Below are 26,786 nucleotides of genomic sequence, written 5' to 3' on the forward strand. Positions count from 1 at the left end.
TTCTTAACACTGAATCTTGGGTTCAGCGGGTTTTTCCCGAGGCCGGTAGTGTTTATCATGGCCGGCTGCCATGCCGGGTAATGGGCATTGCGCAGCGTTGTCTTTATTCAAGGAGTTGTTGATGACCTTTTCGTTAGCCGCCAAGGTGTTGGTGTTGCTGCTGTTTGTGGGCAGCATCCTCTATGTGCATTTGCGCGGCAAGGCGCGTCTGCCGGTACTGCGTCAGTTCGTCAACCACTCGGCGCTGTTCGCCCCGTACAACGCGCTGATGTACCTGTTCTCCGGCGTTCCCTCCAAACCGTATCTGGATCGCAGCAAGTTTCCGGAGCTGGATGTGTTGCGCGATAACTGGGAAACCATTCGCGACGAAGCCATGCACCTGTTCGACGAGGGCTACATCCGCGCCGCCGAAAAGAACAATGACGCCGGTTTCGGCTCGTTCTTCAAGAAGGGCTGGAAACGTTTCTACCTCAAGTGGTACGACAAACCGCTGCCGTCGGCCGAAACCCTGTGCCCGAAGACCGTGGCGCTGGTCAGTGCGATCCCTAACGTCAAAGGCGCGATGTTCGCGCTGTTGCCAGGTGGCAGCCATCTGAACCCGCACCGTGACCCGTTTGCCGGCTCGCTGCGTTATCACCTGGGCCTGTCGACACCGAACTCCGACGATTGCCGGATCTTCGTTGATGGTCAGGTCTACGCCTGGCGCGACGGTGAAGACGTGATGTTCGACGAGACCTACGTGCACTGGGTCAAGAACGAAACCGAACAAACCCGCGTCATCCTGTTCTGCGATGTCGAACGCCCGCTGAGCAACCGCCTGATGACCCGCATCAACCGCGCCATCAGCGCTTGGCTGGGCCGCGCCACCGCGCCGCAGAACCTTGATGATGAACGTGTCGGCGGCATCAACCAGGCCTACGCCTGGAGCAAGAACTTCAGCGACCGGTTTAGCGGCGTGGTCAAACAGTGGAAACGCCGCAATCCCAAGGCCTACCGCATCCTGCGTCCGGTATTGGCGGTGGTGGTGCTGACTCTGCTGGGGTATTGGCTGTTTGGTTGAGGCCGGATGTTGAAATGAAAAAACCGCTCCTTGTGAGCGGTTTTTTGTTTGCTGATAAGTCTACAGTCGGCCAGCGGCGAGTACACTCGGCTCTTCGCTTTCAGTGCCTGTTATCAGTAACTGCAGCAGACGCCTCTGACTCGCAGTGAGCATTACCTCACCGTTTTTTTTGCCGAGAGGAAGTGTGTCTTTTCTGGAGGAAGGCTTTTTGGTTGATTTGCTCATTTCTCCACCAGTGTTGATCGTTAATTGAACAGTTTTCACGATACTAGGTTCTCCAGGGTTTTGACAAGGCGGCCACCAGCGTCGAAGCCGAAGCCAAGCTCTTGATAGTGGGAAATCGCGCCCTTCAAAGGTTCTTGGATCTCGAGAACCTTGCTGCCAATGAGTTGGGCGTATTGTTCAATCACAATCATCGCCAGCGCCCCGATACGTCTTTTTAACGGATGGAACTCATAGGGGCGTCCCTCCAGACGCACAATTCGTATTCTGTTTTTGCTGGCATTTGGATTTGCGAAACACAGCCCGCAAAGTTCCTCTCCAAACCAGATAGCGATGTCCAGAGATAAGGGCTCTCGACCTTTCCACTCCATGACCTCATTCCAGCAAAAGTGCTGGTCTCTCCAGAGAGTTGATGCTTGTAGTGCTTGTTGGTCGATAGGTTCGAAACGTACTTTCGACAAATCGATGGCAGTCGGACCATGGTTTTCCAACTGAAGCTGTAGTTGAACAGTAACGAAAGCAGCCTGCTTCCTCGCCTCTGACCGATACAACTGATACCGCAAATTCGTCCGTTCCCTTGGCATGTGATCCCGAGCATTCCCTGTCTCCCCATCAATGGGCCTATCCGTTGCTCATCAGCCTATGCGCCTGCCATCGAGCTGTCCCTGCTGGCCCTTTGTCCAAATCATTGCAATCCATGTCCCACGCTGGTTATAGTCGGCGCTCGTGAATCATCTGATTCACTCTCCAAACCCTTCAAAAAAGATCAGCCCCAATGCCTGCATTCCTCATCAACGCGGTAGTCGATTCAGCGGTCAACGCTGGCGTCGTGCCGTGCGGGAATCAGCAGCCTGGGCAGATCAGTCATTACCCTCCACCTGTCAGTAGCACGCCGGTGTGCGCCGTCGTATCACCGCCGGGCGTTGGCGTTTCGGGCTGATCGGCATTCTTTGCTGACCCCTGCGCCCGCCAGAAAAACCTACTGAATTTCAGCCTCGGCTGAGTTGGCTGTTTGCCTGACTACAGGTGGTATTCATGTTTGTCCTTTCGAAAAAATCCGCGCTCGCGGCGACGTCCACGAGCCTGTTCGTTCTACTGTGGAGCAGCGGGGCGATCTTCTCCAAATGGGGCCTGGCCCATGCGTCACCCTTTGCCTTTCTGCTGATGCGCTTTGTGATCGCCCTGTGCGGGCTGATGTTGTTGATGCCGTTACTCAAACTGAAGTTGCCCAAGGGCGGCAGGCCGATGCTGTTTGCGATTGCGACGGGCGTGGTGTTGTTGGGGGCGTATCAGATTTTCTATCTGCTGGCCCTGAATACCAGAGTCACGCCGGGGGTGATGGCGACCATCATGGGCGTACAGCCGATCCTCACTGTGGTGTTGATGGAGCGCCAGCGCTCGGCGAGCCGGATGTTCGGTCTGGCGCTGGGCCTGGCCGGGCTGATTATGGTGGTTTATCAGGGTATCGGACTGGCGGGGATGTCCTGGGCAGGGATGCTGTTCGGTCTGTTGGCGCTGGCGAGCATGACGGTGGGCTCGATCATGCAGAAACGCATCACCGACAATCCCCTCGGCACATTGCCGGTGCAGTATCTGGCCGGGCTGTTGTTGTGCGGGATATTTGTGCCATTTCAGCCGTTCCACTTTGAACAGAGCACGGGTTTCATCGTGCCGGTGTTGTGGATGGGACTGGTGGTGTCGGTGCTGGCGACACTGTTGCTCTATCGCCTGATCGCCCGGGGCAATCTGGTGAATGTCACCAGTCTGTTCTATCTGGTGCCGGCGGTGACGGCGGTGATGGATTACCTGATTTTCGGCAATCGTCTGGCGGCGTTGAGTGTGCTGGGGATGCTGTTGATCATTGTCGGTCTGGCGTTTGTGTTCCGTAAAACTGCTTGAAAACCTTCAGGCCGACCCGGGCATTTTCAGTGTCTGGGCCGGCCTCTTCGCGAGCAAGCCCGCTCCCACAATTGGAATTCATTCCTCCTGTGGGAGCGGGCTTGCTCGCGAAGACTGACTTGTTAACGCCGCAAAATCATCGGGCTGTAACGGCAGAAGGCTTCACCACCGCCGGCTTCAACACCAGCCACAACGCTAGCGCAATCAACACCCCGCCATACAGGTGCGCCATCGACAGCGGTTCATCCAGCAACAATGCGCCCCACAACACGCCGAACGCCGGAATCATGAAGGTCACGGTCATCGATTTGACCGGGCCGATGGAGCTGAGCAGGCGGAAATAGATGATGTAGGCGAACGCCGTGCAGCCCAGACCCAGGCCCAGCAGCGACAGCCAGACATTCCACCCACCCCAGCTTGCCGGAGGGGCGGTGATCACGCTGTAGCCGAACAGTGGCAACAGAAACAGCGAGGCGCCGAGCATGCTGCCCACGGCGGAGAGACGACTGTCGAGCCCGCCGCTGTGATCCAGCCAGCGCCGCGTGAGGAACCCGGCGAAGCCGTAGCAAGTGGTAGCGAGCAGGCAGGCGAGGGCGCCCATCAGCAATTGCAGATCGAACGCGACCGGACCTGCGCGCGTCAGCACACCGACACCGAACAAGCCGAGAAACACCCCGGTCAGTTTCGCGACAGTGAGTTTTTCGCTGAAAAACAGCCCGCCAATCAACACGCCCATCAACGGCGTGGTGGCGTTGAAGATCGCCGAGTAACCGGCCGGCAACACTTGCGCCGCCACCGAATACAACGTCGCCGGAATCCCCGAGTTGATCACGCCCAGCAACATCACGGTTTTCAGTTTGCCCTTGAAATCCCAGCTGATGCGCATCAGCCCGAGAATCACCAGCAGACCGACGGCAGCAATCGACACCCGAAAGAACGCGGTCGGAATGGTGCCGATCACCGGCGCAATAATGCGCATGAACAGGAAGCTCGCGCCCCAGATGGCTGCCAGCGACAGCATGCGGAAAATATCGACAGCGCTCACGATGGCACTCCTTCCTTGATCGGGACGAGAGTGTTGCCGAGCGCCCTGTCGATGGCAACCGTCAATCGGGCATTTAATTTTTCATTCAGAGCACGAAGCGCGTCACCAGGCCGTTGAGGTCGATCGCCAGGCGCGACAGTTCCTGACTGGCAGCGGAGGTCTGGGTAGCGCCGGCGGCGGTCTGGGTCGAGAGATCGCGGATGGTCACCAGATTCTGATCAACCTCGCGCGCGACCAGCGCTTGCTGCTCGGCCGCGCTGGCGATCACCAGGTTGCGCTGGTTGATCTGCGAGATCGACGCGGTGATTTTCTCCAGTGCCTGACCGGCACTGTTCGCCCGGCGCAACGTGTGGCTGGCCTGCTCGGCACTGCTTTGCAAGGCGCCGACGGTGGCGCCGGTGCCTTGCTGGATGCTGCTGATCATCAGCTCGATTTCTTCGGTGGAGTTCTGCGTGCGTTGCGCCAGCGAACGCACTTCATCGGCGACCACCGCAAAACCGCGTCCGGCCTCACCCGCGCGCGCCGCTTCGATGGCGGCGTTGAGCGCCAGCAGGTTGGTTTGCCCGGCGATGCCGCGAATCACCTCCAGCACCTTGCTGATGTCCTGAGCCTGAGTGGCGAGGCCTTCGGCCTGTTCCGACGCACCGAGCACCGCGCTGACCAGTTCCTGAATCGAGCTGATGGTCTCGCTGACCTGCACATGCCCGTGTTTGCTGTCCTCGTTCGAGGCTTCGGAGGCCTCGGCGCTGGACACTGCGTTGGCGGCAACTTCATCCACCGCCGTGCTCATCTCGGTGACGGCGGTGGCGGCCTGTTCGATCTGATCGTTCTGCTGTTGCAGGCCACGGGTGCTTTGCTCCATCACCGAGCTCATTTCTTCGGCGGCCGAGGCCAGTTGCTGCGCCGATTCGCTGATGCCACGGATGGTCGAGCGCAGGTTGTTCTGCATCTCGGCGAGGGCGCTGAGCAACTGCGCCGCCTCATCGCTACCGTGATCGGCAATCTGGCCGCTGAGGTCGCCGGCGGCAATTTTTTGCGCGACGGACAGGGCCTGATTGATCGGTGCGGTGATGCTGCGGGTCAGCAGCCAGGCCAGCAACAGGGTAGCGATCAGGGCGACAATGATGATCGTCGCGACAATCCACAGCGCCTGCTGATAAACCCCGGCAGCAGCTTCGGCGGCGCTGTCGGCGCCTTGCTGGTTGAAGCTGATCATCTGCTCCAGCGCTTTGTCGAGGATCCGGCCCTGTGGCGCCAGTTCATTGTTCAGACGGGCATAGGCCTGTTCACTTTGCCCGGCGTCGATCTGAGCGATGATCTGGTCCAGGATGCTCATGTACTTGGCGACGTCGCTATTCAAACCGTCGAGCATCGCCCGTTCCGCATCGCTGGCCAGCAAAGCGGTGTGGTCCTTCAGGCGCTTCGACAATTCTTCGCGCTGCACCTTGATGATGCCTTTGCTTGTGTCGCGAACAGCCGGCTGGGTGCTGGTAATCAGGCGCAGGGATTCGAGGCGGATGTTGGCGATGTTCGCCGCCGCATCGTGAATGCTCTCGATGCTGGGCATCCACGATTCCTCGATCACCGTTGCGCTCTCACGCAGATTTTTCATCTGGCCCAGGCCGAACAGGCCGACCACCACCAGCAGGGCGGCCAATACGGCAAAACTCAAACTGGCGCGCAAACCGATGCGCAGATTGCGGATAGACATCAATGTGCTCCTTGATCTATGAGGAAGAGGTCGTCCTCGTGGGCCGAGGATCTTGTTGTGAGGCGGGTACTGGCGGGCTGTATATCAAAGTGCCACTATTTTGGTAAGACCAATCTGTGAGCAGTTCTTCTCTTTCATCGACAGGCGGGAACGCAGCGGTAAAACCGCGAGCCAGAGCGGTGGGGCAGGGATTGGATCCGAATCCCAGGGAATTCGCGGGCTGGCGCGGGGCGGCAGGCGAGACTGAGAGGGCGGTTAATTGACCGAACGGTCGACTCAAAAAACTTTGCTAAAAACTGTGTCGCTGTACAACCCTGCCGCGCTTTTGGCAGAAATTGCACTTCTCCTGCGCATGCATCCGTGGCTAAGCTCAGGCACAGATTTCCACTTGCACGCCGAGGTCTCCTCTATGCCGCAGCAATGGCCAGCCACCGACATCGCCCGCATGATCCTCGATGGCTTTGACGATTACCGCGAGCATTTCCGGCGGATCACCGACGGTGCGCGCGAGCGCTTCGAGCAGGCGCGCTGGCAGGAGACGCAGACCGCGTCGGCGGCGCGGATCAATCTCTACGAGGAAAAGGTCGGCGAAACCATCGCCCGCCTGCGCGAGCATTTCGACGACGAGACGCTGATGAATGTCGGCAGTTGGCCGTTGGTGAAAAGTGCTTACATCAGTGTCATCGACCTGCGCTTCGACGATGAACTGTCCGAGACCTGGTACAACTCGATTTTCTGCGGGCTGTTCAGTCACGACCTGATCAGCGACGGCTGCATGTTCATCCACACCACGCGGCCGAGCCTGCGCCGCGCCCGGGCTGCGCAAACCCGCACCTACAAGCCGCAAGGGCAGTTGTCATCGATGCTCGCGAGCATCTTTGCCGACTATCGCTTCAGCGAGGATTACGCCGATCTGCCCGGCGACCTGCAGCGCCTCGAAGCGCAACTGCGCGAGAATTTGCCGGACTGGGTGTGCAAGGATCCGGAGCTGAGCGTCGAGCTGTTTTCCTCGGTGTTGTACCGCAACAAGGGCGCGTATCTGGTCGGGCGTATCTACACCCGCGACGAGCAGTGGCCGCTGGTGATTCCGCTGCTGCACCGCGAAGGCCGCGGGATTCAGATCGACGCGCTGATCACCGACGAAGCCGATGTGTCGATCATCTTCTCTTTCACCCGTTCGTATTTCATGGTCGATGTGCCGGTGCCGGCGGAGTTCATCGGTTTCCTGCGGCGCATTCTGCCGGGTAAGCACATCGCCGAGCTGTACACCTCGATCGGTTTCTACAAGCACGGCAAATCCGAGTTCTACCGGGCGCTGATCAATCATCTGGCCAACACCGACGACCAGTTCATCATGGCCCCCGGCGTGCGCGGCATGGTCATGAGCGTGTTCACCCTGCCGGGCTTCAACACCGTGTTCAAGATCATCAAGGACCGTTTCTCGCCGTCGAAAAACGTCGACCGGGCGACGGTGATCGAAAAATATCGTCTGGTGAAAAGTGTCGACCGGGTCGGGCGCATGGCCGATACCCAGGAGTTCGCCGACTTCCGTTTTCCGCTGAGCAAGTTCGATCCGGCGTGCCTGGAAGAACTGCTCGAGGTCGCGCCGTCGACGGTCTCGGTCGAAGGCGACACGGTGCTGATCCGCCACTGCTGGACCGAGCGCCGCATGACCCCGCTCAACCTCTATCTGGAAAACGCCAATGAAGCACAGGTGCGCGAGGCACTGGAGGATTACGGCCTGGCGATCAAACAACTGGCGGCGGCCAACATCTTTCCCGGCGACATGTTGCTGAAGAACTTCGGCGTCACTCGTCACGGCCGAGTGGTGTTCTACGACTACGACGAGATCTGCTTCCTGACCGAAGCCAACTTCCGCCACATCCCCGCGCCGCGCACCCCCGAGGACGAAATGGCTTCCGAACCGTGGTACTCGATCGGGCCGCTGGATGTGTTCCCGGAAGAGTTTCCGCCGTTTCTGTTTGCCGATGCCGGGCAGCGCAAACTGTTCGATCAACTGCATGGCGAGTTGTACAACGCCGATTACTGGAAGGGTTTGCAGGAGGCGATTCGCGCCGGCAAAGTCATCGACGTCTTCCCCTACCGCCGCAAAGGCCTCGACAACGAATAATCCCGGAGCATGACGAATTTGTGGCGAGGGAGCTTGCTCCCGCTGGGCTGCGAAGCGGCCCCGAAACCATCCGCCGCGTCCTGACAGTGACCTCCCGACAACCGGATTACGATTGCTGCGCAACCGAGCGGGAGCAAGCTCCCTCGCCACAGTAGGAGGCAAATCTGCGACAATCGCCCCCTGCATAAACAGACGACCGAATTGCGTACCCGATGACCGACGAATCGCCCTCCATCGACAAACTGCTGAAAAACCTCGATCACGCCATGCTCGCCGACCGTCACCGGCTGCGGCGGCAGTTGCTCGAGCTGCGCAAGAAACCCGACGAGGTCAAACTGGCCCAGTGGGTGGCGCGCATGCAGGCGTCCTGTGATCAGGTGCTGGCGCGCCGTGCCAGCCTGCCAGTGATTCGTTACGACGACAGCCTGCCGATCGCCGCCAAGCGCGACGAAATCAAGGCAGCGCTGGAGAAGCATCAAGTGCTGATCATCGCTGGCGAAACCGGCTCGGGTAAAACCACCCAGTTGCCGAAAATCTGCCTGGAAATCGGTCGCGGCCAGCATGGCTTGATCGGCCATACCCAGCCACGCCGAATCGCTGCGCGCAGCGTCGCCAGCCGGGTGGCCGAAGAACTCGGCACACCGCTCGGTTCGCTGGTTGGCTATCAGGTGCGCTTCGAGGATCAAAGCGATTCCAACACCCTGATCAAACTGATGACCGACGGCATCCTGCTGGCGGAAACCCAGAACGACCGCTACCTCGAACGCTACGACACGATCATCGTCGACGAAGCCCACGAGCGCAGCCTGAACATCGACTTCCTGCTCGGTTACCTGAAAACCCTGCTGCCGCGTCGCCCGGATCTGAAGGTCATCATCACTTCGGCGACCATCGATCTGGAGCGCTTCTCCAAGCATTTCGAGGATGCGCCGATTGTCGAGGTCTCCGGGCGGACTTTCCCGGTGGACACCTGGTATCGCCCGCTGACGCTGGAGCAAGACGAAGAGGGCAACCGTGTCGAAGACGACCTGACCGTGGATCAGGCGATCCTCGCCACCCTCGACGAAATTGCCGCCTACGAGCGCAGCGAACGCCGCGGTCCCGGCGATGTGCTGGTGTTCCTGCCCGGCGAGCGCGAGATCCGCGATGCCGCCGACATGCTGCGCAAGGCCCAGCTCAAACACACGGAAATCCTGCCGCTGTACGCGCGCCTGTCGCCGGCCGAGCAGCAGCGGATTTTCCAGTCGCACCCGGGGCGGCGCGTGGTGCTGGCGACCAACGTTGCCGAGACCTCGCTGACCGTGCCGGGCATCCGCTACGTGATCGACAGCGGCACCGCGCGCATCAGTCGCTACAGCTACCGCGCCAAGGTCCAGCGTCTGCCGATCGAAGCGATTTCCCAGGCCAGCGCCAATCAGCGTAAGGGTCGTTGCGGCCGGGTCGAGCCGGGGATCTGCGTGCGCCTGTACAGCGAAGAAGACTTCCTCGGTCGCCCGGAATTCACCGATCCGGAAATTCTGCGTACCAACCTTGCCGCCGTGATCTTGCAGATGCTGCACCTGCGCCTCGGCGAAATCACTGCGTTCCCGTTCATCGAGCCGCCGGACGGCAAGGCGATCAGCGACGGCTTCAACCTGCTGCAAGAGCTTTCGGCGGTGGATCGCAACAGTCAGCTGACCCCGCTCGGCCGCCAGTTGGCGCGCCTGCCGGTAGACCCGCGCATGGGCCGCATGCTGCTCGAAGCCGCCAAGCTCGGCAGCCTGCAGGAAGTGCTGATCGTCGCCAGCGCCATGTCGATTCAGGACCCGCGCGAGCGTCCGCCGGAGCGTCAACAAGCAGCCGATCAGGCCCACGCACAATGGAAAGACAGCGATTCGGACTTCGCCGGGCTGGTCAATCTGTGGCGCGGCTTTGAAGAACAGCGCCAGGCACTGACCGCCAGCCCGCTGCGCAACTGGTGCCGGAAGAATTTCCTCAACTACCTGCGTCTGCGCGAGTGGCGTGATTCCCATCGCCAGTTGAGTCTGATCTGCCGCGACATGCAGTTGAGCCCCAATAAAGAGCCGGCGGATTACCCGAAACTGCACAAAGCGGTATTGGTCGGTCTGCTCAGCCAGATCGGCCAGAAAACCGAGGACGGCGATTACCTCGGTGCCCGTCAGCGGCGCTTCTGGATTCATCCGTCGTCGGGCATCGGCAAGAAACGTCCGCAGTGGCTGATGACCGCCGAACTGGTGGAAACCACCAAGCTTTACGCGCGGATGGTCGCCAAGATCGATGCCGACTGGATCGAGCCGCTGGCCGGGCACCTGATCAAGAAAAACCATTTCGAACCGCACTGGGAGAAGAAGCGCGGCCAGGTCGTGGCTTACGAGCAGATCACCCTGTTCGGGCTGATCGTGGTCGGTCGCCGCCCGGTGCATTACGGCCCGGTGGATCCGCTGGTCTCGCGTGAGCTGTTTATCCGTGAAGGGCTGGTGCGGGGCGAGATTCAGTCGAAAGCCAAGTGCCTGACCGCCAACAAGCAGTTGCTCGAACAGCTCGACGAGCTGGAAGCCAAGGCTCGGCGCCGCGACATTCTCGCTGACGAAGAAACCCTGTACGCGTTCTACGATGCGCGCTTGCCGGCGGAGATTCACCAGACCGCGACGTTCGACAGCTGGTATCGGGTCAACAGCCAGAAAGACCCGCAATTGCTGATCATGCGCGAAGAAGACGTGCTGGCCCGCGAGGCCAGTGAAGTCACCGCGCGCGACTACCCGGACACGCTGCACATTGGTGATCTGGAACTGGCGCTCAGCTACCACTTCGAACCCAATCACCCGCGCGACGGCGTGACCCTGCGCGTGCCCGCGCCGCTGCTGCCGATGCTGCCACCGGAACGTCTGGAATGGCTGGTGCCGGGGCTGATCGAGGCCAAGTGCATTGCGCTGGTGCGCAATCTGCCGAAAGCCTTGCGCAAGAACTTCGTGCCGGTGCCGGATTTCATCAAGGCGGCGTTGCAGCGCATGACCTTCGCTGAAGGCTCATTGCCGCAAGCGCTCGGTCGCGAGTTGCTGCGCATGACCGGTGCGCGCGTCAGCGATGAAGCATGGGCGGAAGCCGCGCAGCAGGTCGAAAGCCATCTGCGGATGAACCTGGAAATCGTCGACGGCCAGGGCAAGTTCCTCGGCGAGGGCCGCGACCTGGCCGAGCTGACCGCGCGTTTTGCCGAAGCCAGCCAGGCGGCTTTGGCCGTGCCGCAGAGTGCGAAAAGTCAGCAACCGGTGGAGGCCAAGGTCTTCGCCCCGGTGGCGGAAAAGACCCAGCAGAAGATTGCCGGATTGTCGATGACGGTCTATCCGGCGCTGGTGGAAGAGGGCGGCACGGTCAAGGAAGGGCGGTTCTCGACCCCGGCCGAAGCTGAGTTCCAGCATCGCCGCGCCTTGCAGCGGCTGCTGCTGCAGCAACTGGCGGAGCCGGCGAAGTTCCTGCGCAGCAAACTGCCGGGCATCACTGAGCTGGGCCTGCTGTATCGCGAGTTGGGCCGGGTCGATGCGCTGGTCGAAGACATTTTGCTGGCCAGTCTCGACAGCTGCATCCTGGAAGGCGAAGACCCGTTGCCCCGTGACGGCGCCGGGCTGGCGGCATTGGCTGAGCGCAAACGCGGCAGCTGGACCGAACACGCCGAGCGCGTCGCGCGGTTGACGCTGGAGATTCTCAAGCTGTGGCACGGCCTGCAAAAACGCTTCAAGGGCAAGATCGATTTGGCGCAGGCTGTGGCGCTGAATGACATCAAGCAGCAAATCAGCCATCTGGTGTATCCGGGTTTCGTCCGGGAAACACCGATGCAATGGCTCAAAGAGTTGCCGCGTTATCTGAAGGCGGTCGAGCAGCGTTTCGAGAAACTCGGTGCGCAGGTGCAGAAGGATCGCGTCTGGAGCGGTGAACTGGCCGGCCTCTGGGCGCAATACCAGACACGCGCCGCCAAGCATGCGCAGGAAGGCAAACGCGATCCACAGCTGGAGCTGTACCGCTGGTGGCTGGAGGAATACCGGGTGTCGCTGTTCGCCCAGCAGTTGGGGACGAAAGCGCCGATCTCGGACAAACGGCTGAGCAAGCAGTGGAGTCAGGTCGAGGCCTGATCTTGAGTCGTACACGATCCCGTGTGGGAGCGAGCCTGCTCGCGAAAGCGGTATATCAGACACCATCCTCGTGACTGACACACTGCCTTCGCGAGCAGGCTCGCTCCCACATTGGATCTGGGTGGTGCTTGAGAAAGGCGCCAAAACCTTGGGTTTATGGCAAACTTCGCGACCATAAACGCCGGTTTCGTGACCCAGAGCCTTCGGCCGGGTCACGTGGCGGAATAAAGCGATGCCAGGTCAGCGTCCCCGGACGGGAACAGACCCTTTGTGTGTTGGTACGTCGGTGCCAGCGCTTTCTGCCTGAACAGATTAGAGAAACGACCATGCATAACGTCGTCATCAGCGGCACCGGCCTGTACACCCCGGCCAACAGCATCTCCAACGAAGAGCTGGTGCAGTCTTTCAATACCTACGTCGCGCAGTTCAACGCCGACAACGCCGACGCCATCGCCAGCGGTGAAGTCCAGGCGCTGACCGAATCCAGTGCTGCATTCATCGAAAAAGCCTCGGGCATCAAGAGCCGCTTTGTCATGGACAAGGACGGCATTCTCGATCCTGCGCGCATGGCCCCGCGCCTGCCGGAGCGTTCCAACGACGAATGGTCGGTGCTGTGCCAGATGGCCATCGGCGCCGCTGAACAGGCGCTGCAACGTGCCGGCAAGACCGCCGCCGACATCGACGGCGTGATCGTTGCCTGCTCCAATCTGCAACGCGCCTACCCGGCCATCGCCATCGAAGTCCAGGAAGCACTGGGCATTCAGGGTTTCGGTTTCGACATGAACGTCGCCTGCTCCTCGGCGACCTTCGGCATTCAGGCCGCGGCCAACAGCGTGCAACTGGGCCAGGCCCGGGCGATCCTGATGGTCAACCCGGAAGTCTGCACCGGTCACCTGAACTTCCGCGACCGCGACAGCCACTTCATCTTCGGTGACGCCGCAACGGCAGTGATCATCGAACGCGCTGACCTGGCGACGTCCAAGTACCAGTTCGACGTGGTCAGCACCAAACTGCTGACCAAGTTCTCCAACAACATCCGCAACAACTTCGGCTTCCTCAACCGCGCCGCGGAAGAGGGCATCGGTGCCCGTGACAAGCTGTTCGTGCAGGAAGGTCGCAAGGTGTTCAAGGACGTCTGCCCGATGGTCGCCGAGCTGATCGGTGAGCACCTGGAGGAGAACAAACTCAACGTCGGCGACGTCAAGCGCTTCTGGCTGCACCAGGCCAACCTGAGCATGAACCACCTGATCGTGCGCAAGCTGCTGGGCCGCGAAGCCACCGAAGAAGAAGCCCCGGTGATTCTCGACACCTACGCCAACACCAGCTCTGCCGGCTCGGTGATTGCCTTCCACAAATATCAGGACGATCTGGCCGCCGGTTCGCTGGCCGTGCTGAGCTCGTTCGGCGCCGGTTACTCGATCGGCAGCGTGATTCTGCGCAAGCGCTGAGTCACCCGCTCTTGTGGCGAGGGAGCTTGCTCCCGCTCGAGTGCGTAGCGCTCCCGACACCGGCGATTGCGGTCTTGCTGAAGAACCGCAATCGCCGGTTTTGCGACTGCTGCGCAGTCGAGCGCGAGCAAGCTCGCTCGCCACAGGGTCGAGTGCGTTAACGTTAATCGGTAATTGCAAACGAGGCGTGCATGGCCGCAACGGACGACACCCAACTGCTCGAACGTCTGCTCGCGGGTGAGCAAAAGGCTTTCAAGGAACTGGTCAGCACCTACCAGAGCGCCATGCGCGCCGTGGCGTATGCCATCGTCGGCCAGCGCCATGTCGAAGAAGTGGTGCAGGACGCCTGGCTTTCGGTGGTGCGCCATATCGGCAGCTTCGAGGGTCGTTCCAGTCTCAAGACCTGGCTGCTGACCATCACCGCCAATTCCGCCAAGAGTCGTTACAAGCAAAACCGCCGCGAAGTGTTGATGGATGATCTGCCGTCTCCCCACGGCACCATCGACGACGATCGTTTTTCGCCCGGTGACGGTCATTGGCTGGTGGCGCCGTTCGCCTGGCATCAGGACACCCCGGAAGCCTTGCTCACCGAAAGCGAGTTGCGTGACTGCCTGGAGCACACCTTGCTCAGCCTGTCGGAACTGCAAAGCAGCGTGTTGCTGCTACGCGAGCGTCAGGGCCTGGAGCTGGAAGAGATCTGTAATCTTCTGGAGATCTCGCTCTCCAATGTCCGTGTGCTGCTGCATCGGGCGCGGCTGAAAGTCTTCGCCACGGTGGAGCATTTTGAGGAGACCGGCGAATGCTGACCTGCAAGGAACAAGTAGCGCGTTCCAGCGATTATCTCGATGGCCAATTGAGCTTTCGCGAGAAACTGCTGGTGCGCCATCACCTGATGTTCTGCCCGAACTGTCGGCGCTTCATTCGTCAGATGCGTTTGATGCAGGCCTCGTTGAAGGCGATGCCGGAGAGGCCGCAAGAGGGTGTGGATGCGCTGGCTGAGCGTCTGGCCGAGCAACGCCGCAAGGAAAAATAGAATTCCACCTGTAGGAGCTGCCGAAGGCTGCGATCTTTTGATCCTCAAAAACAAGATCAAAAGATCGCAGCCTCCGGCAGCTCCAACAGTGTTTTTGCATCCTGCAGAAATAGCCCGACGCGGACGACACGAACGGATGATGGGGATCGTCCCGCCCACGTCAGGCTACAGGGTGACGCGTTTTAGAACTTGGCTTCGGCATCCAGCTGCAGAGTGTTGGTGTCTGCGTCACGCTGGGTACGGCTGGAGAAGTCGGCCTTGGTCAGGAAGTACGTGGCGCCGATGGCGAAGTTCTTGTCGATGTCGTAACCGACCTTGAACTTGTGCCCACGGGAACCGGTGGTGCCGTTGGCGAAGTCGGAGTCGGTGAACGCGCCGACCACGGCGTCACGCTGTACGTCACGATAGTTGTAATCCAGGTTCAGACCGAAGACTTTCGACTTGGCGCCGACCAGCCACGCGGTATCGGCGTCGGTCACGGCATCGTTGTTCTTCACGTACTGGCCGTAGAACGACAGCGGCATTGGCAGGCCACCGATGTCGATCTGGCTGAAACCTTCGTACAGGCGGAACTCGTTGTTGGCCGAGTTGCCGTTGACCGACAGCGCGCACGGTGTGGATGTCCCGGTGCAGCGGCTGTCTTCATCGTTTTGGTAGGCGTAGACGCTGCCGCCCAGGGTCAGTTTCAGGTTGTCGGTGATCGCGAAACGGCTGCCCAACTGCCCGGCAGTCAGACGCAGGTCGTGACGGAATTGCACGCCTTCGCCGTCGACGTTGTCCTTGAGGGTGTAGTTACCCAGGCTGCCGAACAGTTCGGCGCTGCTGCCCAGTGGGTATTTGTAGGTGACGGCCAGACCTTCCGGGTTGATGTCGCTGTCCCAGATCACGTCGCCCATGCTGACCCACGGTTGCAGCATCTTGCCGCCGATCACGTGCAGGTTCTTGATCGCATCCGGGTGGTAGTCGATGTAGCCCAGGTCGAGCCAGATCTGCTTCTTGTCGAAGTAGTTGTCCATGTCCTGGTTGGTCGAACGGGCATCGTCGCCGCCGCCGGTAGCGATACGGATACCGGTGTCGACTTGCGGGTTGATCTCGGTGTAGGCGCCGAGGCGGGCGCGGATGCGCTGGCGATCCTTGTCTCGGCCGCCGTTGTTGGATTCGCCGTCGATCTTGACGGTCTCCTGACGAATACGCACGTCGCCTTTGAACTGGGTCTTGGCGGCCCAGGCGAGTTTCTGGTCGAAGGAGCTCAGCTCATTGGTTTTCTTCGCGGTCGCCGCGATCTGCTCGTTGGTCTCTTGCTGCGCCTGCTGCGCGATTTGCTGAGCCTTCTGATCCTTGGCCAGTTCAGTTTGCAGTTCGACGTACTGCGCCTGGGAAATGGAACCGTTGGCCTTGAGCATGTCGAGCAGTTTGGCGTCGACTGCAGCACTGGCCGGAACGCTCATGGCCAGCAACAGGCCACCGCACAGGGCCGCCGCAGTTTTCGTGGAAGCAAGACGCATAGCAATCTCCGAAGATGAGAGGGATGGCAGAACCATCCGGGGCACACCGACGCGCACGTCGGAAAACAGTGTCCGGGTAGACCCCGGCGCTCTAAAAACAGGAGCGAGTATCGCGATGGTTTATGACAGAGCAGTGGCTAAGTGATGTCATGTCGATGACGATACAAAGTCCTCGTGAACTATTGAGCTAGAGCACTGTCGCCCGAATGAGCGTGTGCAATGGATGCCGATCAGCGATACTCGCGGGGCTTTGACGCCAAGATGTGGAGAGCCAGTTGATGCCGTTGCAACGTCTGCAAAACCTGTCAGAAATCGTCCCGGCGACATGGGACGCGCTGGTGCCTGAGAACCAGCCGTTTTTGCGCCATGCGTTCCTCAGCGCACTGGAAGACAGCGGTAGCGTCGGACCCCATACCGGCTGGCAGCCCGAGCATCTGCTGCACGTCGAAGACGATCGGCTGATCACGGCGCTGCCCAGTTATCGCAAGTGGCATTCCTATGGCGAGTACGTGTTCGATCACGGCTGGGCCGATGCCTGTGCCCGGGCCGGCATCGATTACTACCCCAAACTGCTGACGGCGGTGCCGTTCAGCCCGGTCAGCGGACCACGCTTGCTGGCCGCCCGGGTCGAAGACGGTTTCGAACTGCTCAAGAGCCTGCCGGGTTATCTGGAAATCGAAGAGCTTTCCAGCGCGCACATCAATTTCACCGACCCGTTCACCGATGCCGCCATGGCCGAGCAGCCGGGCTGGCTGCAACGTATCGGCTGTCAGTATCACTGGCAGAATCGCGGTTATCGGGACTTCCAGGATTTTCTCGACGCGCTCAGTTCGCGCAAGCGCAAGCAAATGCGTAAAGAGCGCGAGCAGGTGGCGGGGCACGGCTTCGAATTCGAATGGCTGGAAGGGCGTGAGCTGGACGAGGCGCAATGGGATTTTGTCTACGCCTGCTATGCCAACACCTACGCCGTGCGCCGCCAGGCGCCGTACCTGACGCGCGAGTTTTTCAGTCTGCTGGCTGCGCGGATGCCGGAGGCGATTCGGGTGGTGCTGGCCAAACAGGGTTCACGTCCGGTGGCGATGGCCTTCAGTCTTGTCGGAGGCGACAGCTTCTACGGACGTTATTGGGGCTGTCTGGCCGAGTTTGACCGGCTGCATTTCGAGACATGTTTCTATCAGGGCATGAACTATGCGATTGCCCATGGGTATCAGCGCTTTGATGCCGGCGCTCAGGGCGAGCACAAGCTGATTCGCGGCTTTGAACCGGTGATCACCCACTCGTGGCACTACCTGCGTCATCCCGGTCTGAAAGCCGCAGTCAAAGACTTCCTGCAACAGGAACGTGCTGGCGTCCTCGCGTACGCCGAGGAAGCCAGAACAGCCTTGCCATACCGCCAGGCCTGATCTCGTTTTTGACCAGGGCAGACATCGATTACCGGGCATGGTTGATTTATTACTGTGGGAGGGGGCTTGCTCCCGAATGCGGTGTGTCAGTACGGTAGCTATGACTGACACGACGCCTTCGGGAGCAAGCCCCCTCCCACAGGGGATTTCCAGTGGGTTCAGGATTGCTCTTTGCCCAGCCAGCGATAAATCGTCCCGCCCACTATCGCGCCAATCAGCGGCGCGACCCAGAACATCCACAACTGCGCGATCGCCCAGCCGCCGACCATCAGCGCCGGCCCGGTGCTACGCGCCGGGTTGACCGAGGTGTTGGTGACCGGAATCGAGATCAGGTGAATCAGCGTCAGCCCCAGGCCGATGGCAATCGGTGCGAGGCCCGCCGGGGCGCGTTTGTCGGTGGCGCCGAGGATGATGATCACGAACATCCCGGTCATCACCAGCTCGGTGACAAAGCCTGCCGCCATCGAGTATTTGCCGGGCGAGTGCTCGCCGTACCCATTGGACGCCAGACCTGCTGCGATGTCGAAACCTTCCTTGCCGCTGGCGATGTAGTAGAGCAGCGCGGCGGCGAGTATCCCGCCGAGCACCTGGGCGATGATGTAGGCGGGTAGCTCTTTTGCTGGAAACCGCCCGCCGACCACCAACCCCACCGACACTGCGGGATTGAGATGACATCCGCTGATGTGGCCGATGGCGAACGCCATGGTCAGCACCGTCAGACCAAACGCCAGGGCCACCCCCAGCACCCCGATGCCCAGAGGCGAAGACGCGGCGAGCACCGCACTGCCACAACCACCCAGAACCAGCCAGAACGTACCCAACAACTCAGTAACTGAACGTTTGAACAGAGACATGAGAGAGTCCTTGATAGCCCATGCTATCGAGACTGTATTGCGTTGTGCTTCCCTGCAGATTTACGACAGGTTCCGTGCTGGAACCTTGGCTGAGTACAGCACGCTTTGGATGGATTTCCAGCAGCCATCAAAAAACCGCCAGAGCCCGTGGTTAGAGGGCTGTGGCGGTTCTCAATATATTGTGGGAGGGGGCTTGCTCCCGAATGCGGTGTGTCAGACAAATGTTCGGTACTGACACCCTGCTTTCGGGAGCAAGCCCCCTCCCACATTGGAGTTGTATTGATTCAATGATCAATCGATCCCGACAAATCCCCCGGTCTGGTGCGCCCACAACCGCGCATACAATCCGCGATGCGCCAGCAGTTCGGCGTGGGTACCGCTCTCGGCGATCTTGCCGTTTTCCAGCACTACCAGCCGATCCATGCGAGCGATGGTCGAGAGACGGTGAGCAATGGCGATCACGGTTTTGCCTTGCATCAGGGTTTCCAGGCTTTCCTGGATCGCCGCTTCGACTTCCGAGTCGAGTGCCGAGGTTGCTTCGTCCATGATCAGGATCGGCGCGTCCTTGAGCAGCACCCGGGCAATCGCAATGCGCTGGCGCTGACCGCCGGACAGTTTCACCCCGCGTTCGCCGACGTGCGCGTCGAAACCGGTGCGGCCCTCAGCGTCCGACAGCAGCGGAATGAACTCGTCGGCGCGAGCCTTGTGCACCGCGTCCCAGAGCTCGGCGTCGGTGGCGTCAGGCTTGCCATACAACAAGTTGTCGCGGATCGAGCGGTGCAGCAGGGAGGTGTCCTGCGTGATCATGCCGATGCGTGCGCGCAGGCTTTCCTGGCCGACTTCGGCGATGTTCTGCCCATCGATCAGGATCCGTCCGCCCTCTACGTCATACAGGCGCAGCAGCAGGTTGACCAAGGTCGATTTGCCAGCGCCGGACGGCCCGATCAGGCCGATTTTTTCGCCGGGTTTGATGGTCAGGTTGAGGTCGCCGATGATGCCTTTCTTCTTGCCGTAGTGAAAATCCACGTGCTCGAAACGCACTTCGCCACGAGCCACGGCCAGCGGTTTGGCCTGCTCGCGATCAGTGACGCTGACCGGTTGCGAGATGGTCTGCAGACCGTCCTGCACCATGCCGATGTTCTCGAAAATGCCGGTGACCACCCACATGATCCAGCCGGACATGTTGACGATGCGGATCACCAGGCCGGTCGCCAGGGCAATCGCGCCGACGGTAATCAGCGACTGTGTCCACAGCCACAGCGCCAGCGCGGTGGTGCCAACGATCAGCAGACCGTTCATGGTGGTGATCGCCACGTCCATGCTGGTCACCACGCGGCCGGCCATCTGCGCCTTGACCGTCTGTTCTTCGATGGCTTCCTTGGCGTAATGCTGTTCGAAGTTGGTGTGGGCGAACAACTTGAGGGTGGCGATGTTGGTGTAGCCGTCGACGATTCGTCCCATCAGTTTCGAGCGCGCGTCGGAAGCTTCCACCGAACGCTCTTTCACCCGTGGCACGAAGTAATACAGCGCGCCGATGTAGGCGACGATCCACGTCAGCAGCGGGATCATCAGGCGCCAGTCGGCTTCGGCGAACAGCACCAGCGAACTGATCGCGTAGATCACCACGTGCCACAGCGCATCCACCGCTTGCACCGCCGAATCGCGCAGCGAGTTGCCGGTCTGCATGATGCGTTGGGCGATGCGCCCGGCGAAGTCGTTCTGGAAGAAATTCAGGCTCTGCTTGAGCACGTAACTGTGGTTCTGCCAGCGGATCATGCTGGTCATGCCGGGGCTGAGGGTCTGATGCACCAGCAGGTCGTGCAGGCCGAAAAAGATCGGCCGCAGTACCAAGGCGACCACCACCATCCACGTCAGTTCGAGGGCGTGGTCGCTGAAGAAATTCGGGTTGGGCGTGCCCTGGGCCAGGTCGATGATGCGGCTCAGGTAACTGAACAGCGCCACTTCGATCAACGCGGCAAACAGGCCGACGACGAGCAGGGCGGCAAAACTCGGCCAGACCTGCTTGAGGTAATAGGTATAGAAGGGCCAGACACGATCCGGAGGGGAGGCCGTGGGGGCGTCGCGGAATATGTCGATCAGTTGTTCGAAACGGCGATAGAGCATCAGATAACCGCCCGGATGCCGGGCTCTCCTTTTATCGGTGTGAGCGGCGTGGCTTCAGGCCAGCGCCGCTCGAAATGCCCTGTACAGCTTAGTCGATGACTTTGGCCGACTTGATGATCACAGGGTCGACAGGCACGTTTTGCATGCCCTGTTTGGTGGTGGTCTGCGAGTTGACGATGATGTCGACCACGTCCATGCCTTTGACCACTTTGGCGAATACCGCGTAACCGGCATCACGGCCCGGATCGAGGAAGGCGTTGTCGGCGACGTTGATGAAGAACTGGCTGGTGGCCGAATCAGGGTTGGAGGTACGGGCCATCGACAAGGTGCCGCGAACGTTGTGCAGGCCATTGCTGGCTTCGTTCTTGATCGGTGCCTTGGTCTCTTTCTGCTGCATCTGCTGGGTGAAACCGCCGCCCTGAGCCATGAAACCCGGGATCACGCGATGGAAAATGGTGTTGGTGTAAAAGCCGCTGTTGACGTAATCCAGAAAGTTTTTGGTACTGATCGGCGCTTTGACCGGATCCAGTTCGATTTCGATCTGGCCGTTGGTGGTGTCCAGCAGCACGTGCGGTGCTTTTGCAGGCGTGGCAGCCATCAGGTTGGCAGCAAACAGCACGGTGCCGGCGGCGAGGGCGAGTTTTTTCAGCATGGGTCAGTGATCCTGAGTTTGAGTATCGGCTGCGGCGAGAAAATCCAGCAGCGTTTGATTGAAGCGTTCGGGTTGATCGAGCGGGGTGGCGTGGCGCGAATCGGCGATGACCACCAGCCGCGCATCGGGCAGCAGTTTTACATAGGTTTCTTTCAGTGCTACCGGTGTGTAGTCACGGTCGGCAGTGACGATGAGCGTTGGACATTTCACCCGGGAAAGTCGTTCCTGAACGCCCCAGCCAACAATCGCATCGAAGCTGGCGAGATAAGCACGTTTGTCGTTTTTTGCCCAGCGTTCGGCCATTTTCTGTCGCAGAACAGCCTGCTCGGGTTTCGGGAACAGTTTGCCGCCTAATGCCTTGCCAATGGTCGCGAGGCTGAGCACGCGCATCAGGCTCCAGCGCTTGAACCACTGCCAGTAATCGTCGCAGCTGCGCAGTTTGACCTCGGGGGCGCTGTTGACGATGGTCAGGCTTTTCAGCATTTGCGGCTGATCGACACCGAACTGAAAGCCGATCATCCCGCCCATCGACAGCCCGACGTAATGTACCGGGCCGAGTTTCAGGTGTTCGATCAACGCCAGCAGATCGGCGCTGAACCCGGCGATGCTGTAGCGCTCGCGAGGTTTGTCCGAGCGACCGTGACCACGTATATCCGGAACGATCACCCGGTAGTGCGCCGACAGCGCCGGGATCTGCATTTCCCAGTCCAGGGTGCTCGAACCCAGTCCGTGAACCAGTAGCAACGGGGTGCCGTGGCCATATTCCTCGTAGTGCAGGTTGCAACCTTCATGTTCGAAATAGGCCATCGGTGAACTCCGTGTCAGGCTTGCTCGGGGGCGGCGAACGGTGCGTCAAGCGGCAAAGTGTCGAAGGTGCGCAACAGTTCGATGAGGATTTGCGTTGCCGGGCCCAGCGGTTTGTCCTTGTTCGAATACAGATAGAAGCTCGGGTTGCGGCTGCCGCCCTGATCCAACGGTAGCAGCTTGAGCGTGCCTTCCTTCAATTCCCGTTCGATCATGTGCCGTGGCAGCCAGGCAAAGCCCAGGCCGCTGCTGACGAACGTGGCAGCCGTGGCGAGGCTGCCGACGGTCCAGCGCTGTTCGGCGCCGAGCCAGCCGACGTCGCGTGGTTGCTGGCGGCCGGAGTCGCGAATCACCACCTGCATCTGGGTTTCCAGGTCCTGGAAGCTCAGTTCGCGGTTGAGCCGATGTAGCGCGTGATCAGGGTGGGCGACCGCGACAAATTCGACGTCGCTCAATTCCGCGCCGAGGTAGCCGGGGATGCTCAGGCCGGTGATTGCCAGATCGGCCACGCCCTCGAGCAAGACCTCCTCGACCCCCGACAACACCTCCTCGCGCAGACGCACGCGGCAGCCGCGACTCTGCGGCATGAACGCGGTCAGCGCCCGCACGATGCGTGCGCTTGGGTAAGCCGCATCGACCACCAGCCGCACTTCGGCTTCCCAACCTTGCTCCATGTGGTGGGCGAGGTCTTCCAGTTGGCTGGCCTGTTTCACCAGTTGTCGCGAGCGGCGCAGCAGTACGCCGCCGGCTTCGGTGAGCACCGCTTTACGCCCGTCGATGCGCAGCAACGGCACGCCGAGCTGGTCCTGCATGCGGGCGACGGTATAACTCACCGACGATTGCGAACGGTGCAGAACCTCGGCGGCCTGGGCGAAACCACCGTGGTCGACCACGGCCTGCAATGTTCGCCATTGATCAAGGGTCACGCGGGGCGCTTTCATCAATAGCTCCTCTTGTCCTAAGCTGGCCGTCCCTCATGGAGACTGGCGAATGAAAAAATTCTGTTGTGTGGTGCTCGCGTTGCTGCCGCTGACTGCGTTTGCTTACCCGATCGATGTGCAGAAGAACCTCAATGGCTTGAAGATCGACTACGAGACCTTCGACACCGACAAAGACATCGGCTCCATCCGGGTCGCCAACTACGGTGATGTCGACGCGACCTGCAAAGTCGTTTTCAACAATGGTCCGGAAGCACCGCGTACGCGCAACATCGAAATCCCGGCCCGCAAGCATACGAATGCCACGGCCAAGTTCTCCCGCGAGATCATCAGGCTGCGCATCGATTTGAGCTGCAGCCCGAAATAACGGCAATCCCCTGTAGGAGTGAGCCTGCTCGCGATTGCGGTGTGTCAGTTAAATCCTGATGTACCTGACACACCGCAATCGCGAGCAGGCTCACTCCTACAAGGGTACAAACTGCATCTAAACGAATTATTCGATGCTTTGCAGCAATTATTTGCGCTTTTTCATCGATACGACCCTGTTTAACCTTCACTCCATCGACCTACAACATTCTCGGATGGAGACTACACACCATGTCCCGCGTTCTGATCATCGAAAGCAGCGCCCGCCAGCAAGATTCGGTTTCCCGTCAACTGACCCAGACCTTCATCGGTCAGTGGAAAGCGGCGCATCCCAACGATCAGATCAGCGTGCGTGACCTCGCCGTGAATCCCGTTCCACACCTGGACGCCAACCTGCTGGGCGGCTGGATGAAGCCTGCCGAGCAGCGCAATGCCAGCGAACAATCGTCGCTGGAGCGCTCCAACGAATTGACCGACGAGCTGCTCGCCGCCGACGTACTGGTGATGGCTGCGCCGATGTACAACTTCGCGATCCCGAGCACCCTCAAGGCCTGGCTCGACCACGTGCTGCGTGCCGGCGTGACCTTCAAGTACACCGAAACCGGCCCGCAAGGCCTGCTCAGCGGCAAACGTGCCTACGTGCTGACCGCTCGCGGCGGGATCTACGCTGGCGGCCCGGCCGACCATCAGGAACCGTACCTGCGTCAGGTCATGGGTTTCATCGGCATCCATGACGTGACCTTCATTCACGCCGAAGGCATGAACCTGGGTGGCGACTTCCAGGAGAAGGGCCTGAATCAGGCCAACGCCAAACTGTCTCAGGTCGCTTGATATGTTAATCGCCAGATAATCGCCGCTTGGTTAAGTGACCTGGCGCAACCCCTTCAAGGCTCTACGCGCATCGAACCTCCCTTTGCACTTGTTGCTCCTGAGTGCTGTAGCCCGATTGAACGCTTTAGCGAGATCGGGCTTTTTTTTGCCCGGGATTATCTGAGCCACGTGTAACCCGTGTGGGAGCGGGCTTGCTCGCGAAGGCGGTGTGTCAGTCAAATATTCGTCGACTGACACGATGCTTTCGCGAGCAAGCCCGCTCCCACAGGGTTGAGTGTTGCCTGAGGTTCGCGGTCTGGCGCAAAAACCGCTATCGTCGCCGCCATTCGAAACAGAGGCGACCATGGGCTATCTACTTTTTGTCACGCTGATCCAGGCGTTTTCCTTCAGTCTGATCGGCGAATACCTCGCCGGGCATGTCGACAGCTACTTTGCAGTGCTGGTGCGCGTGGTGCTGGCCGGGCTGGTGTTCATTCCGTTGACCCGCTGGCGCTCGGTGGAGCCTTCGTTCATGCGCGGCATGCTGCTGATCGGCGCGTTGCAGTTCGGCATCACCTACGTTTGCCTGTACCTGAGCTTCCGTGTACTGACGGTGCCGGAGGTGTTGCTGTTCACGATCCTCACGCCGCTGCACGTGACGCTGATCGAAGATGCGCTGAACCGCCGCTTCAATCCGTGGGCGCTAGTGGCCGCGTTGGTAGCGGTGGGCGGTGCGGCGGTGATTCGTTTTGACCGGATCAACCCGGATTTCTTCATGGGCTTTTTGCTGCTGCAACTGGCCAACTTCACCTACGCCGCAGGGCAGGTGATGTACAAGCATCTGGTGGCAAAACACCCGAGTGATCTGCCGCATTACCGGCGTTTCGGCTTCTTCTATCTCGGCGCGTTGGCAGTGGTGTTGCCGGCGTTTCTGCTGTTCGGCAAGTCCAACTTCCTGCCCGAAGCGCCGTTGCAATGGGGCGTGTTGCTGTTCCTCGGTCTGGTCTCGACGGCGTTGGGCATGTACTGGTGGAACAAGGGCGCGTGCATGGTCAACGGCGGCACGCTGGCGGTGATGAACAACCTGCATGTGCCAGTGGGCTTGCTGCTGAATCTGCTGATCTGGAATCAGCATGAGGAACTGGGAAGGTTGTTGCTGGGCGGGAGTGTGATTCTGGCGGCGGTGTGGATCAGCCGGTTGGGCATCCGCAAAACTCAAGCCACCGCATAACCCCTGTGGGAGCGGGCTTGCTCGCGAAAGCGGTGCGTCATTCAACGATTATGTTGACTGACCTGACGCCTTCGCGAGCAAGCCCGCTCCCACAGTTTTGATCGGTGGCGTTACATGAGGTGTTTCTGCGGCTCGGGAATGCTCGCCGCCCCCAACACCGCCGGCAACAACCCCGAACGCAAATCCCCGCCACTCGGCTGCTGATACAGGCTCAAGCCAAACTCCGGCAGCACCGCCAGCAGATAGTCGAAAATATCCCCCTGAATCCGCTCGTAATCGGCCCACACCGTGGTGGTGGTGAAGCAGTAGATTTCCAGTGGAATGCCCTGCGCCGTGGTCTGCATCTGGCGCACCATGCAGGTCATGTTCGGCTGCACCTCCGGGTGACTCTTCAAATACGCCAGCGCATAAGCGCGGAAGGTGCCGATGTTGGTCATGCGCCGGCGGTTGGCTGACATCGCGGCGACGTTGCCCTGCGCCTCGTTCCATGCCTTGAGTTCGGCTTTCTTGCGGCCCATGTAGCCGGTCAGCAGGTGTACCTGGGAGAGCTTTTCTTCCTCATCGTCACGAATGAAGCGCACGCCGCTGGCGTCGATGAACAGGCTGCGCTTGATCCGTCGCCCGCCGGACTGTTGCATGCCGCGCCAGTTGCGGAACGACTCGGACATCAGGCGCCAGGTCGGGATCGAAACGATGGTCTTGTCGAAGTTCTGCACCTTGACCGTGTGCAGGGTGATGTCGACCACGTCGCCATCGGCACCGACTTGCGGCATCTCGATCCAGTCGCCGACTCGCAGCATGTCGTTGCTGGTCAGTTGCACGCTGGCAACGAACGACAGCAACGTGTCCTTGTAGACCAACAGAATCACCGCCGACATCGCACCCAGACCGGAGAGCAGCAACAGCGGCGAACGGTCGATGAGGGTGGCGACGATGATGATCGCACCAAACACGTACAAGACCATTTTCGCCAGTTGCACATAGCCCTTGATCGAGCGGGTGCGGGCGTGTTCGGTGCGGGCGTAGATGTCCAGCAGCGCATTGAGCAGGGCACTGACCGATAGCAGCAGGAACAGAATGGTGAACGACAGCGCCACGTTGCCGAGAAAGGTCATCGCGGTTTTGCTCAGTTCCGGCACCAAGTGCAGGCCGAACTGGATCACCAGCGACGGCGTCATCTGCGCCAGACGTTGAAACACCTTGTTGTGGCGAAAGTCGTTGATCCAGTGCAGGGCTGGCTGACGCCCGAGCATGCGGCTGGCATGCAGGATCAGATAGCGTGCCACTCGTCCGAGCACCAGCGCGATCACCAATAGCAGCATCAGCGCCAGGCCGGATTGCAGGAATGGGTGCTTTTCGAGGGCACCCCAGAGGTCTTGGGCGTTGAGCCAGAGCTGTTTGAAATCCATGTGAGCAACGATTCTTC

At 60.2% G+C, this 26,786-nt stretch carries 21 protein-coding genes; 11 read left to right on the plus strand and 10 right to left on the minus strand.

Features of this window, described 5'->3' with window-relative positions; translation table 11 throughout:
• Nucleotides 1-121: 121 nt before the first annotated feature.
• Nucleotides 122-1,060, plus strand: coding sequence for an aspartyl/asparaginyl beta-hydroxylase domain-containing protein (locus tag V3W27_RS09220; RefSeq protein ID WP_027614536.1), 939 nt, complete (start codon nucleotides 122-124; stop codon nucleotides 1,058-1,060).
• Between the two features lie 260 nt (nucleotides 1,061-1,320).
• On the opposite strand, the gene V3W27_RS09225 is transcribed toward V3W27_RS09220, so the two are convergent.
• Nucleotides 1,321-1,653 carry a hypothetical protein gene (locus tag V3W27_RS09225; RefSeq protein WP_330206432.1) on the minus strand — a complete coding sequence of 111 codons (333 nt, stop codon included), beginning with the start codon at nucleotides 1,651-1,653 and terminating at the stop codon, nucleotides 1,321-1,323.
• A 664-nt stretch (nucleotides 1,654-2,317) separates the two neighbouring features.
• Here V3W27_RS09225 and V3W27_RS09230 point away from each other — a divergent pair.
• A complete protein-coding gene (locus V3W27_RS09230) occupies nucleotides 2,318-3,181 on the plus strand; it encodes a DMT family transporter (protein WP_330206433.1) in 864 nt (287 codons plus the stop codon).
• Nucleotides 3,182-3,317: 136 nt separating this feature from the next.
• Here V3W27_RS09230 and V3W27_RS09235 read toward each other — a convergent pair whose 3' ends face one another.
• Together V3W27_RS09235 and V3W27_RS09240 are read right to left on the minus strand one after the other, a co-directional pair.
• A complete protein-coding gene (locus V3W27_RS09235) occupies nucleotides 3,318-4,226 on the minus strand; it encodes a DMT family transporter (RefSeq protein WP_047598166.1) in 909 nt (302 codons plus the stop codon).
• An 85-nt stretch (nucleotides 4,227-4,311) separates the two neighbouring features.
• The gene (locus V3W27_RS09240; protein ID WP_330206434.1) at nucleotides 4,312-5,937 is read right to left on the minus strand and encodes a methyl-accepting chemotaxis protein; all 1,626 of its coding nucleotides are present in this window, start codon (nucleotides 5,935-5,937) and stop codon (nucleotides 4,312-4,314) included.
• Nucleotides 5,938-6,346: 409 nt separating this feature from the next.
• Here V3W27_RS09240 and aceK point away from each other — a divergent pair, with 409 nt between their 5' ends.
• From aceK to V3W27_RS09265, 5 genes are all read left to right on the plus strand, one after another.
• Nucleotides 6,347-8,068, plus strand: coding sequence for a bifunctional isocitrate dehydrogenase kinase/phosphatase (gene aceK / locus V3W27_RS09245; RefSeq protein WP_096796623.1), 1,722 nt, complete (start codon nucleotides 6,347-6,349; stop codon nucleotides 8,066-8,068).
• A 212-nt stretch (nucleotides 8,069-8,280) separates the two neighbouring features.
• Nucleotides 8,281-12,192, plus strand: coding sequence for an ATP-dependent RNA helicase HrpA (hrpA, locus tag V3W27_RS09250; RefSeq protein ID WP_330206435.1), 3,912 nt, complete (start codon nucleotides 8,281-8,283; stop codon nucleotides 12,190-12,192).
• Nucleotides 12,193-12,518: 326 nt separating this feature from the next.
• Complete coding sequence (locus V3W27_RS09255) at nucleotides 12,519-13,640, plus strand: beta-ketoacyl-ACP synthase III (RefSeq protein WP_027614543.1); 1,122 nt, start codon at nucleotides 12,519-12,521, stop codon at nucleotides 13,638-13,640.
• A 191-nt stretch (nucleotides 13,641-13,831) separates the two neighbouring features.
• Entirely contained in the window at nucleotides 13,832-14,446 is a 615-nt protein-coding gene (locus V3W27_RS09260; protein WP_003222662.1) for an RNA polymerase sigma factor, read from the plus strand.
• A complete protein-coding gene (locus tag V3W27_RS09265; protein WP_330206436.1) occupies nucleotides 14,440-14,673 on the plus strand; it encodes an anti-sigma factor family protein in 234 nt (77 codons plus the stop codon). The genes V3W27_RS09260 and V3W27_RS09265 overlap by 7 nt, the downstream gene beginning before the upstream one ends.
• 182 nt (nucleotides 14,674-14,855) lie before the next feature.
• Here V3W27_RS09265 and V3W27_RS09270 read toward each other — a convergent pair whose 3' ends face one another.
• Nucleotides 14,856-16,178: a putative porin gene (locus V3W27_RS09270; RefSeq protein ID WP_123586864.1), complete on the minus strand. Its 1,323-nt coding sequence runs from the start codon at nucleotides 16,176-16,178 to the stop codon at nucleotides 14,856-14,858.
• A 278-nt stretch (nucleotides 16,179-16,456) separates the two neighbouring features.
• Here V3W27_RS09270 and V3W27_RS09275 point away from each other — a divergent pair, with 278 nt between their 5' ends.
• On the plus strand, nucleotides 16,457-17,581 hold the full coding sequence (locus V3W27_RS09275) for a GNAT family N-acetyltransferase (RefSeq protein ID WP_330206437.1): 1,125 nt from the start codon (nucleotides 16,457-16,459) through the stop codon (nucleotides 17,579-17,581).
• A gap of 158 nt (nucleotides 17,582-17,739) precedes the next feature.
• On the opposite strand, the gene aqpZ is transcribed toward V3W27_RS09275, so the two are convergent.
• The 5 genes from aqpZ to V3W27_RS09300 all read right to left on the minus strand — a co-directional run bounded on the left by aqpZ (nucleotide 17,740) and on the right by V3W27_RS09300 (nucleotide 22,956).
• A complete protein-coding gene (aqpZ, locus tag V3W27_RS09280; RefSeq protein WP_027614546.1) occupies nucleotides 17,740-18,435 on the minus strand; it encodes an aquaporin Z in 696 nt (231 codons plus the stop codon).
• A 291-nt stretch (nucleotides 18,436-18,726) separates the two neighbouring features.
• Complete coding sequence (locus tag V3W27_RS09285; protein ID WP_095138579.1) at nucleotides 18,727-20,559, minus strand: ABC transporter ATP-binding protein; 1,833 nt, start codon at nucleotides 20,557-20,559, stop codon at nucleotides 18,727-18,729.
• 88 nt (nucleotides 20,560-20,647) lie between these two features.
• On the minus strand, nucleotides 20,648-21,211 hold the full coding sequence (locus V3W27_RS09290; RefSeq protein ID WP_027614548.1) for a peptidylprolyl isomerase: 564 nt from the start codon (nucleotides 21,209-21,211) through the stop codon (nucleotides 20,648-20,650).
• Nucleotides 21,212-21,214: 3 nt separating this feature from the next.
• A complete protein-coding gene (locus V3W27_RS09295; protein ID WP_330206438.1) occupies nucleotides 21,215-22,018 on the minus strand; it encodes an alpha/beta fold hydrolase in 804 nt (267 codons plus the stop codon).
• A gap of 14 nt (nucleotides 22,019-22,032) precedes the next feature.
• Nucleotides 22,033-22,956, minus strand: a complete 924-nt coding sequence (locus V3W27_RS09300; RefSeq protein WP_027614550.1) for a LysR family transcriptional regulator — start codon at nucleotides 22,954-22,956, stop codon at nucleotides 22,033-22,035.
• A 49-nt stretch (nucleotides 22,957-23,005) separates the two neighbouring features.
• On the opposite strand from V3W27_RS09300, the gene V3W27_RS09305 reads away from it, so the two are divergent.
• From V3W27_RS09305 to V3W27_RS09315, 3 genes are all read left to right on the plus strand, one after another.
• Complete coding sequence (locus tag V3W27_RS09305) at nucleotides 23,006-23,320, plus strand: 3-phosphoglycerate kinase (protein ID WP_202369388.1); 315 nt, start codon at nucleotides 23,006-23,008, stop codon at nucleotides 23,318-23,320.
• Nucleotides 23,321-23,550: 230 nt separating this feature from the next.
• Nucleotides 23,551-24,150, plus strand: a complete 600-nt coding sequence (locus V3W27_RS09310) for an FMN-dependent NADH-azoreductase (protein ID WP_027614552.1) — start codon at nucleotides 23,551-23,553, stop codon at nucleotides 24,148-24,150.
• 343 nt (nucleotides 24,151-24,493) lie between these two features.
• Complete coding sequence (locus tag V3W27_RS09315; protein WP_247267767.1) at nucleotides 24,494-25,360, plus strand: carboxylate/amino acid/amine transporter; 867 nt, start codon at nucleotides 24,494-24,496, stop codon at nucleotides 25,358-25,360.
• A 110-nt stretch (nucleotides 25,361-25,470) separates the two neighbouring features.
• Here V3W27_RS09315 and V3W27_RS09320 read toward each other — a convergent pair whose 3' ends face one another.
• Nucleotides 25,471-26,769: a mechanosensitive ion channel family protein gene (locus V3W27_RS09320; protein ID WP_330206439.1), complete on the minus strand. Its 1,299-nt coding sequence runs from the start codon at nucleotides 26,767-26,769 to the stop codon at nucleotides 25,471-25,473.
• Nucleotides 26,770-26,786: the final 17 nt, after the last annotated feature.

It is taken from the genome of Pseudomonas sp. AM14(2022) (genome assembly GCF_036346455.1).
In the GTDB taxonomy this organism is placed as follows: domain Bacteria; phylum Pseudomonadota; class Gammaproteobacteria; order Pseudomonadales; family Pseudomonadaceae; genus Aquipseudomonas; species Aquipseudomonas putida_A.

Excerpts from the sequence above, each read along its gene's own strand:
- V3W27_RS09220 (WP_027614536.1), top strand. The coding sequence starts at position 122 with ATGACCTTTTCGTTAGCCGCCAAGGTGTTGGTGTTGCTGCTGTTTGTG.
- V3W27_RS09225 (WP_330206432.1), bottom strand. The coding sequence starts at position 1,653 with ATGGAGTGGAAAGGTCGAGAGCCCTTATCTCTGGACATCGCTATCTGG.
- V3W27_RS09230 (WP_330206433.1), top strand. The coding sequence starts at position 2,318 with ATGTTTGTCCTTTCGAAAAAATCCGCGCTCGCGGCGACGTCCACGAGC.
- V3W27_RS09240 (WP_330206434.1), bottom strand. The coding sequence starts at position 5,937 with ATGTCTATCCGCAATCTGCGCATCGGTTTGCGCGCCAGTTTGAGTTTT.
- aceK (WP_096796623.1), top strand. The coding sequence starts at position 6,347 with ATGCCGCAGCAATGGCCAGCCACCGACATCGCCCGCATGATCCTCGAT.
- hrpA (WP_330206435.1), top strand. The coding sequence starts at position 8,281 with ATGACCGACGAATCGCCCTCCATCGACAAACTGCTGAAAAACCTCGAT.
- V3W27_RS09255 (WP_027614543.1), top strand. The coding sequence starts at position 12,519 with ATGCATAACGTCGTCATCAGCGGCACCGGCCTGTACACCCCGGCCAAC.
- V3W27_RS09260 (WP_003222662.1), top strand. The coding sequence starts at position 13,832 with ATGGCCGCAACGGACGACACCCAACTGCTCGAACGTCTGCTCGCGGGT.
- V3W27_RS09265 (WP_330206436.1), top strand. The coding sequence starts at position 14,440 with ATGCTGACCTGCAAGGAACAAGTAGCGCGTTCCAGCGATTATCTCGAT.
- V3W27_RS09270 (WP_123586864.1), bottom strand. The coding sequence starts at position 16,178 with ATGCGTCTTGCTTCCACGAAAACTGCGGCGGCCCTGTGCGGTGGCCTG.
- V3W27_RS09275 (WP_330206437.1), top strand. The coding sequence starts at position 16,457 with ATGCCGTTGCAACGTCTGCAAAACCTGTCAGAAATCGTCCCGGCGACA.
- aqpZ (WP_027614546.1), bottom strand. The coding sequence starts at position 18,435 with ATGTCTCTGTTCAAACGTTCAGTTACTGAGTTGTTGGGTACGTTCTGG.
- V3W27_RS09285 (WP_095138579.1), bottom strand. The coding sequence starts at position 20,559 with ATGCTCTATCGCCGTTTCGAACAACTGATCGACATATTCCGCGACGCC.
- V3W27_RS09290 (WP_027614548.1), bottom strand. The coding sequence starts at position 21,211 with ATGCTGAAAAAACTCGCCCTCGCCGCCGGCACCGTGCTGTTTGCTGCC.
- V3W27_RS09295 (WP_330206438.1), bottom strand. The coding sequence starts at position 22,018 with ATGGCCTATTTCGAACATGAAGGTTGCAACCTGCACTACGAGGAATAT.
- V3W27_RS09300 (WP_027614550.1), bottom strand. The coding sequence starts at position 22,956 with ATGAAAGCGCCCCGCGTGACCCTTGATCAATGGCGAACATTGCAGGCC.
- V3W27_RS09305 (WP_202369388.1), top strand. The coding sequence starts at position 23,006 with ATGAAAAAATTCTGTTGTGTGGTGCTCGCGTTGCTGCCGCTGACTGCG.
- V3W27_RS09310 (WP_027614552.1), top strand. The coding sequence starts at position 23,551 with ATGTCCCGCGTTCTGATCATCGAAAGCAGCGCCCGCCAGCAAGATTCG.
- V3W27_RS09315 (WP_247267767.1), top strand. The coding sequence starts at position 24,494 with ATGGGCTATCTACTTTTTGTCACGCTGATCCAGGCGTTTTCCTTCAGT.
- V3W27_RS09320 (WP_330206439.1), bottom strand. The coding sequence starts at position 26,769 with ATGGATTTCAAACAGCTCTGGCTCAACGCCCAAGACCTCTGGGGTGCC.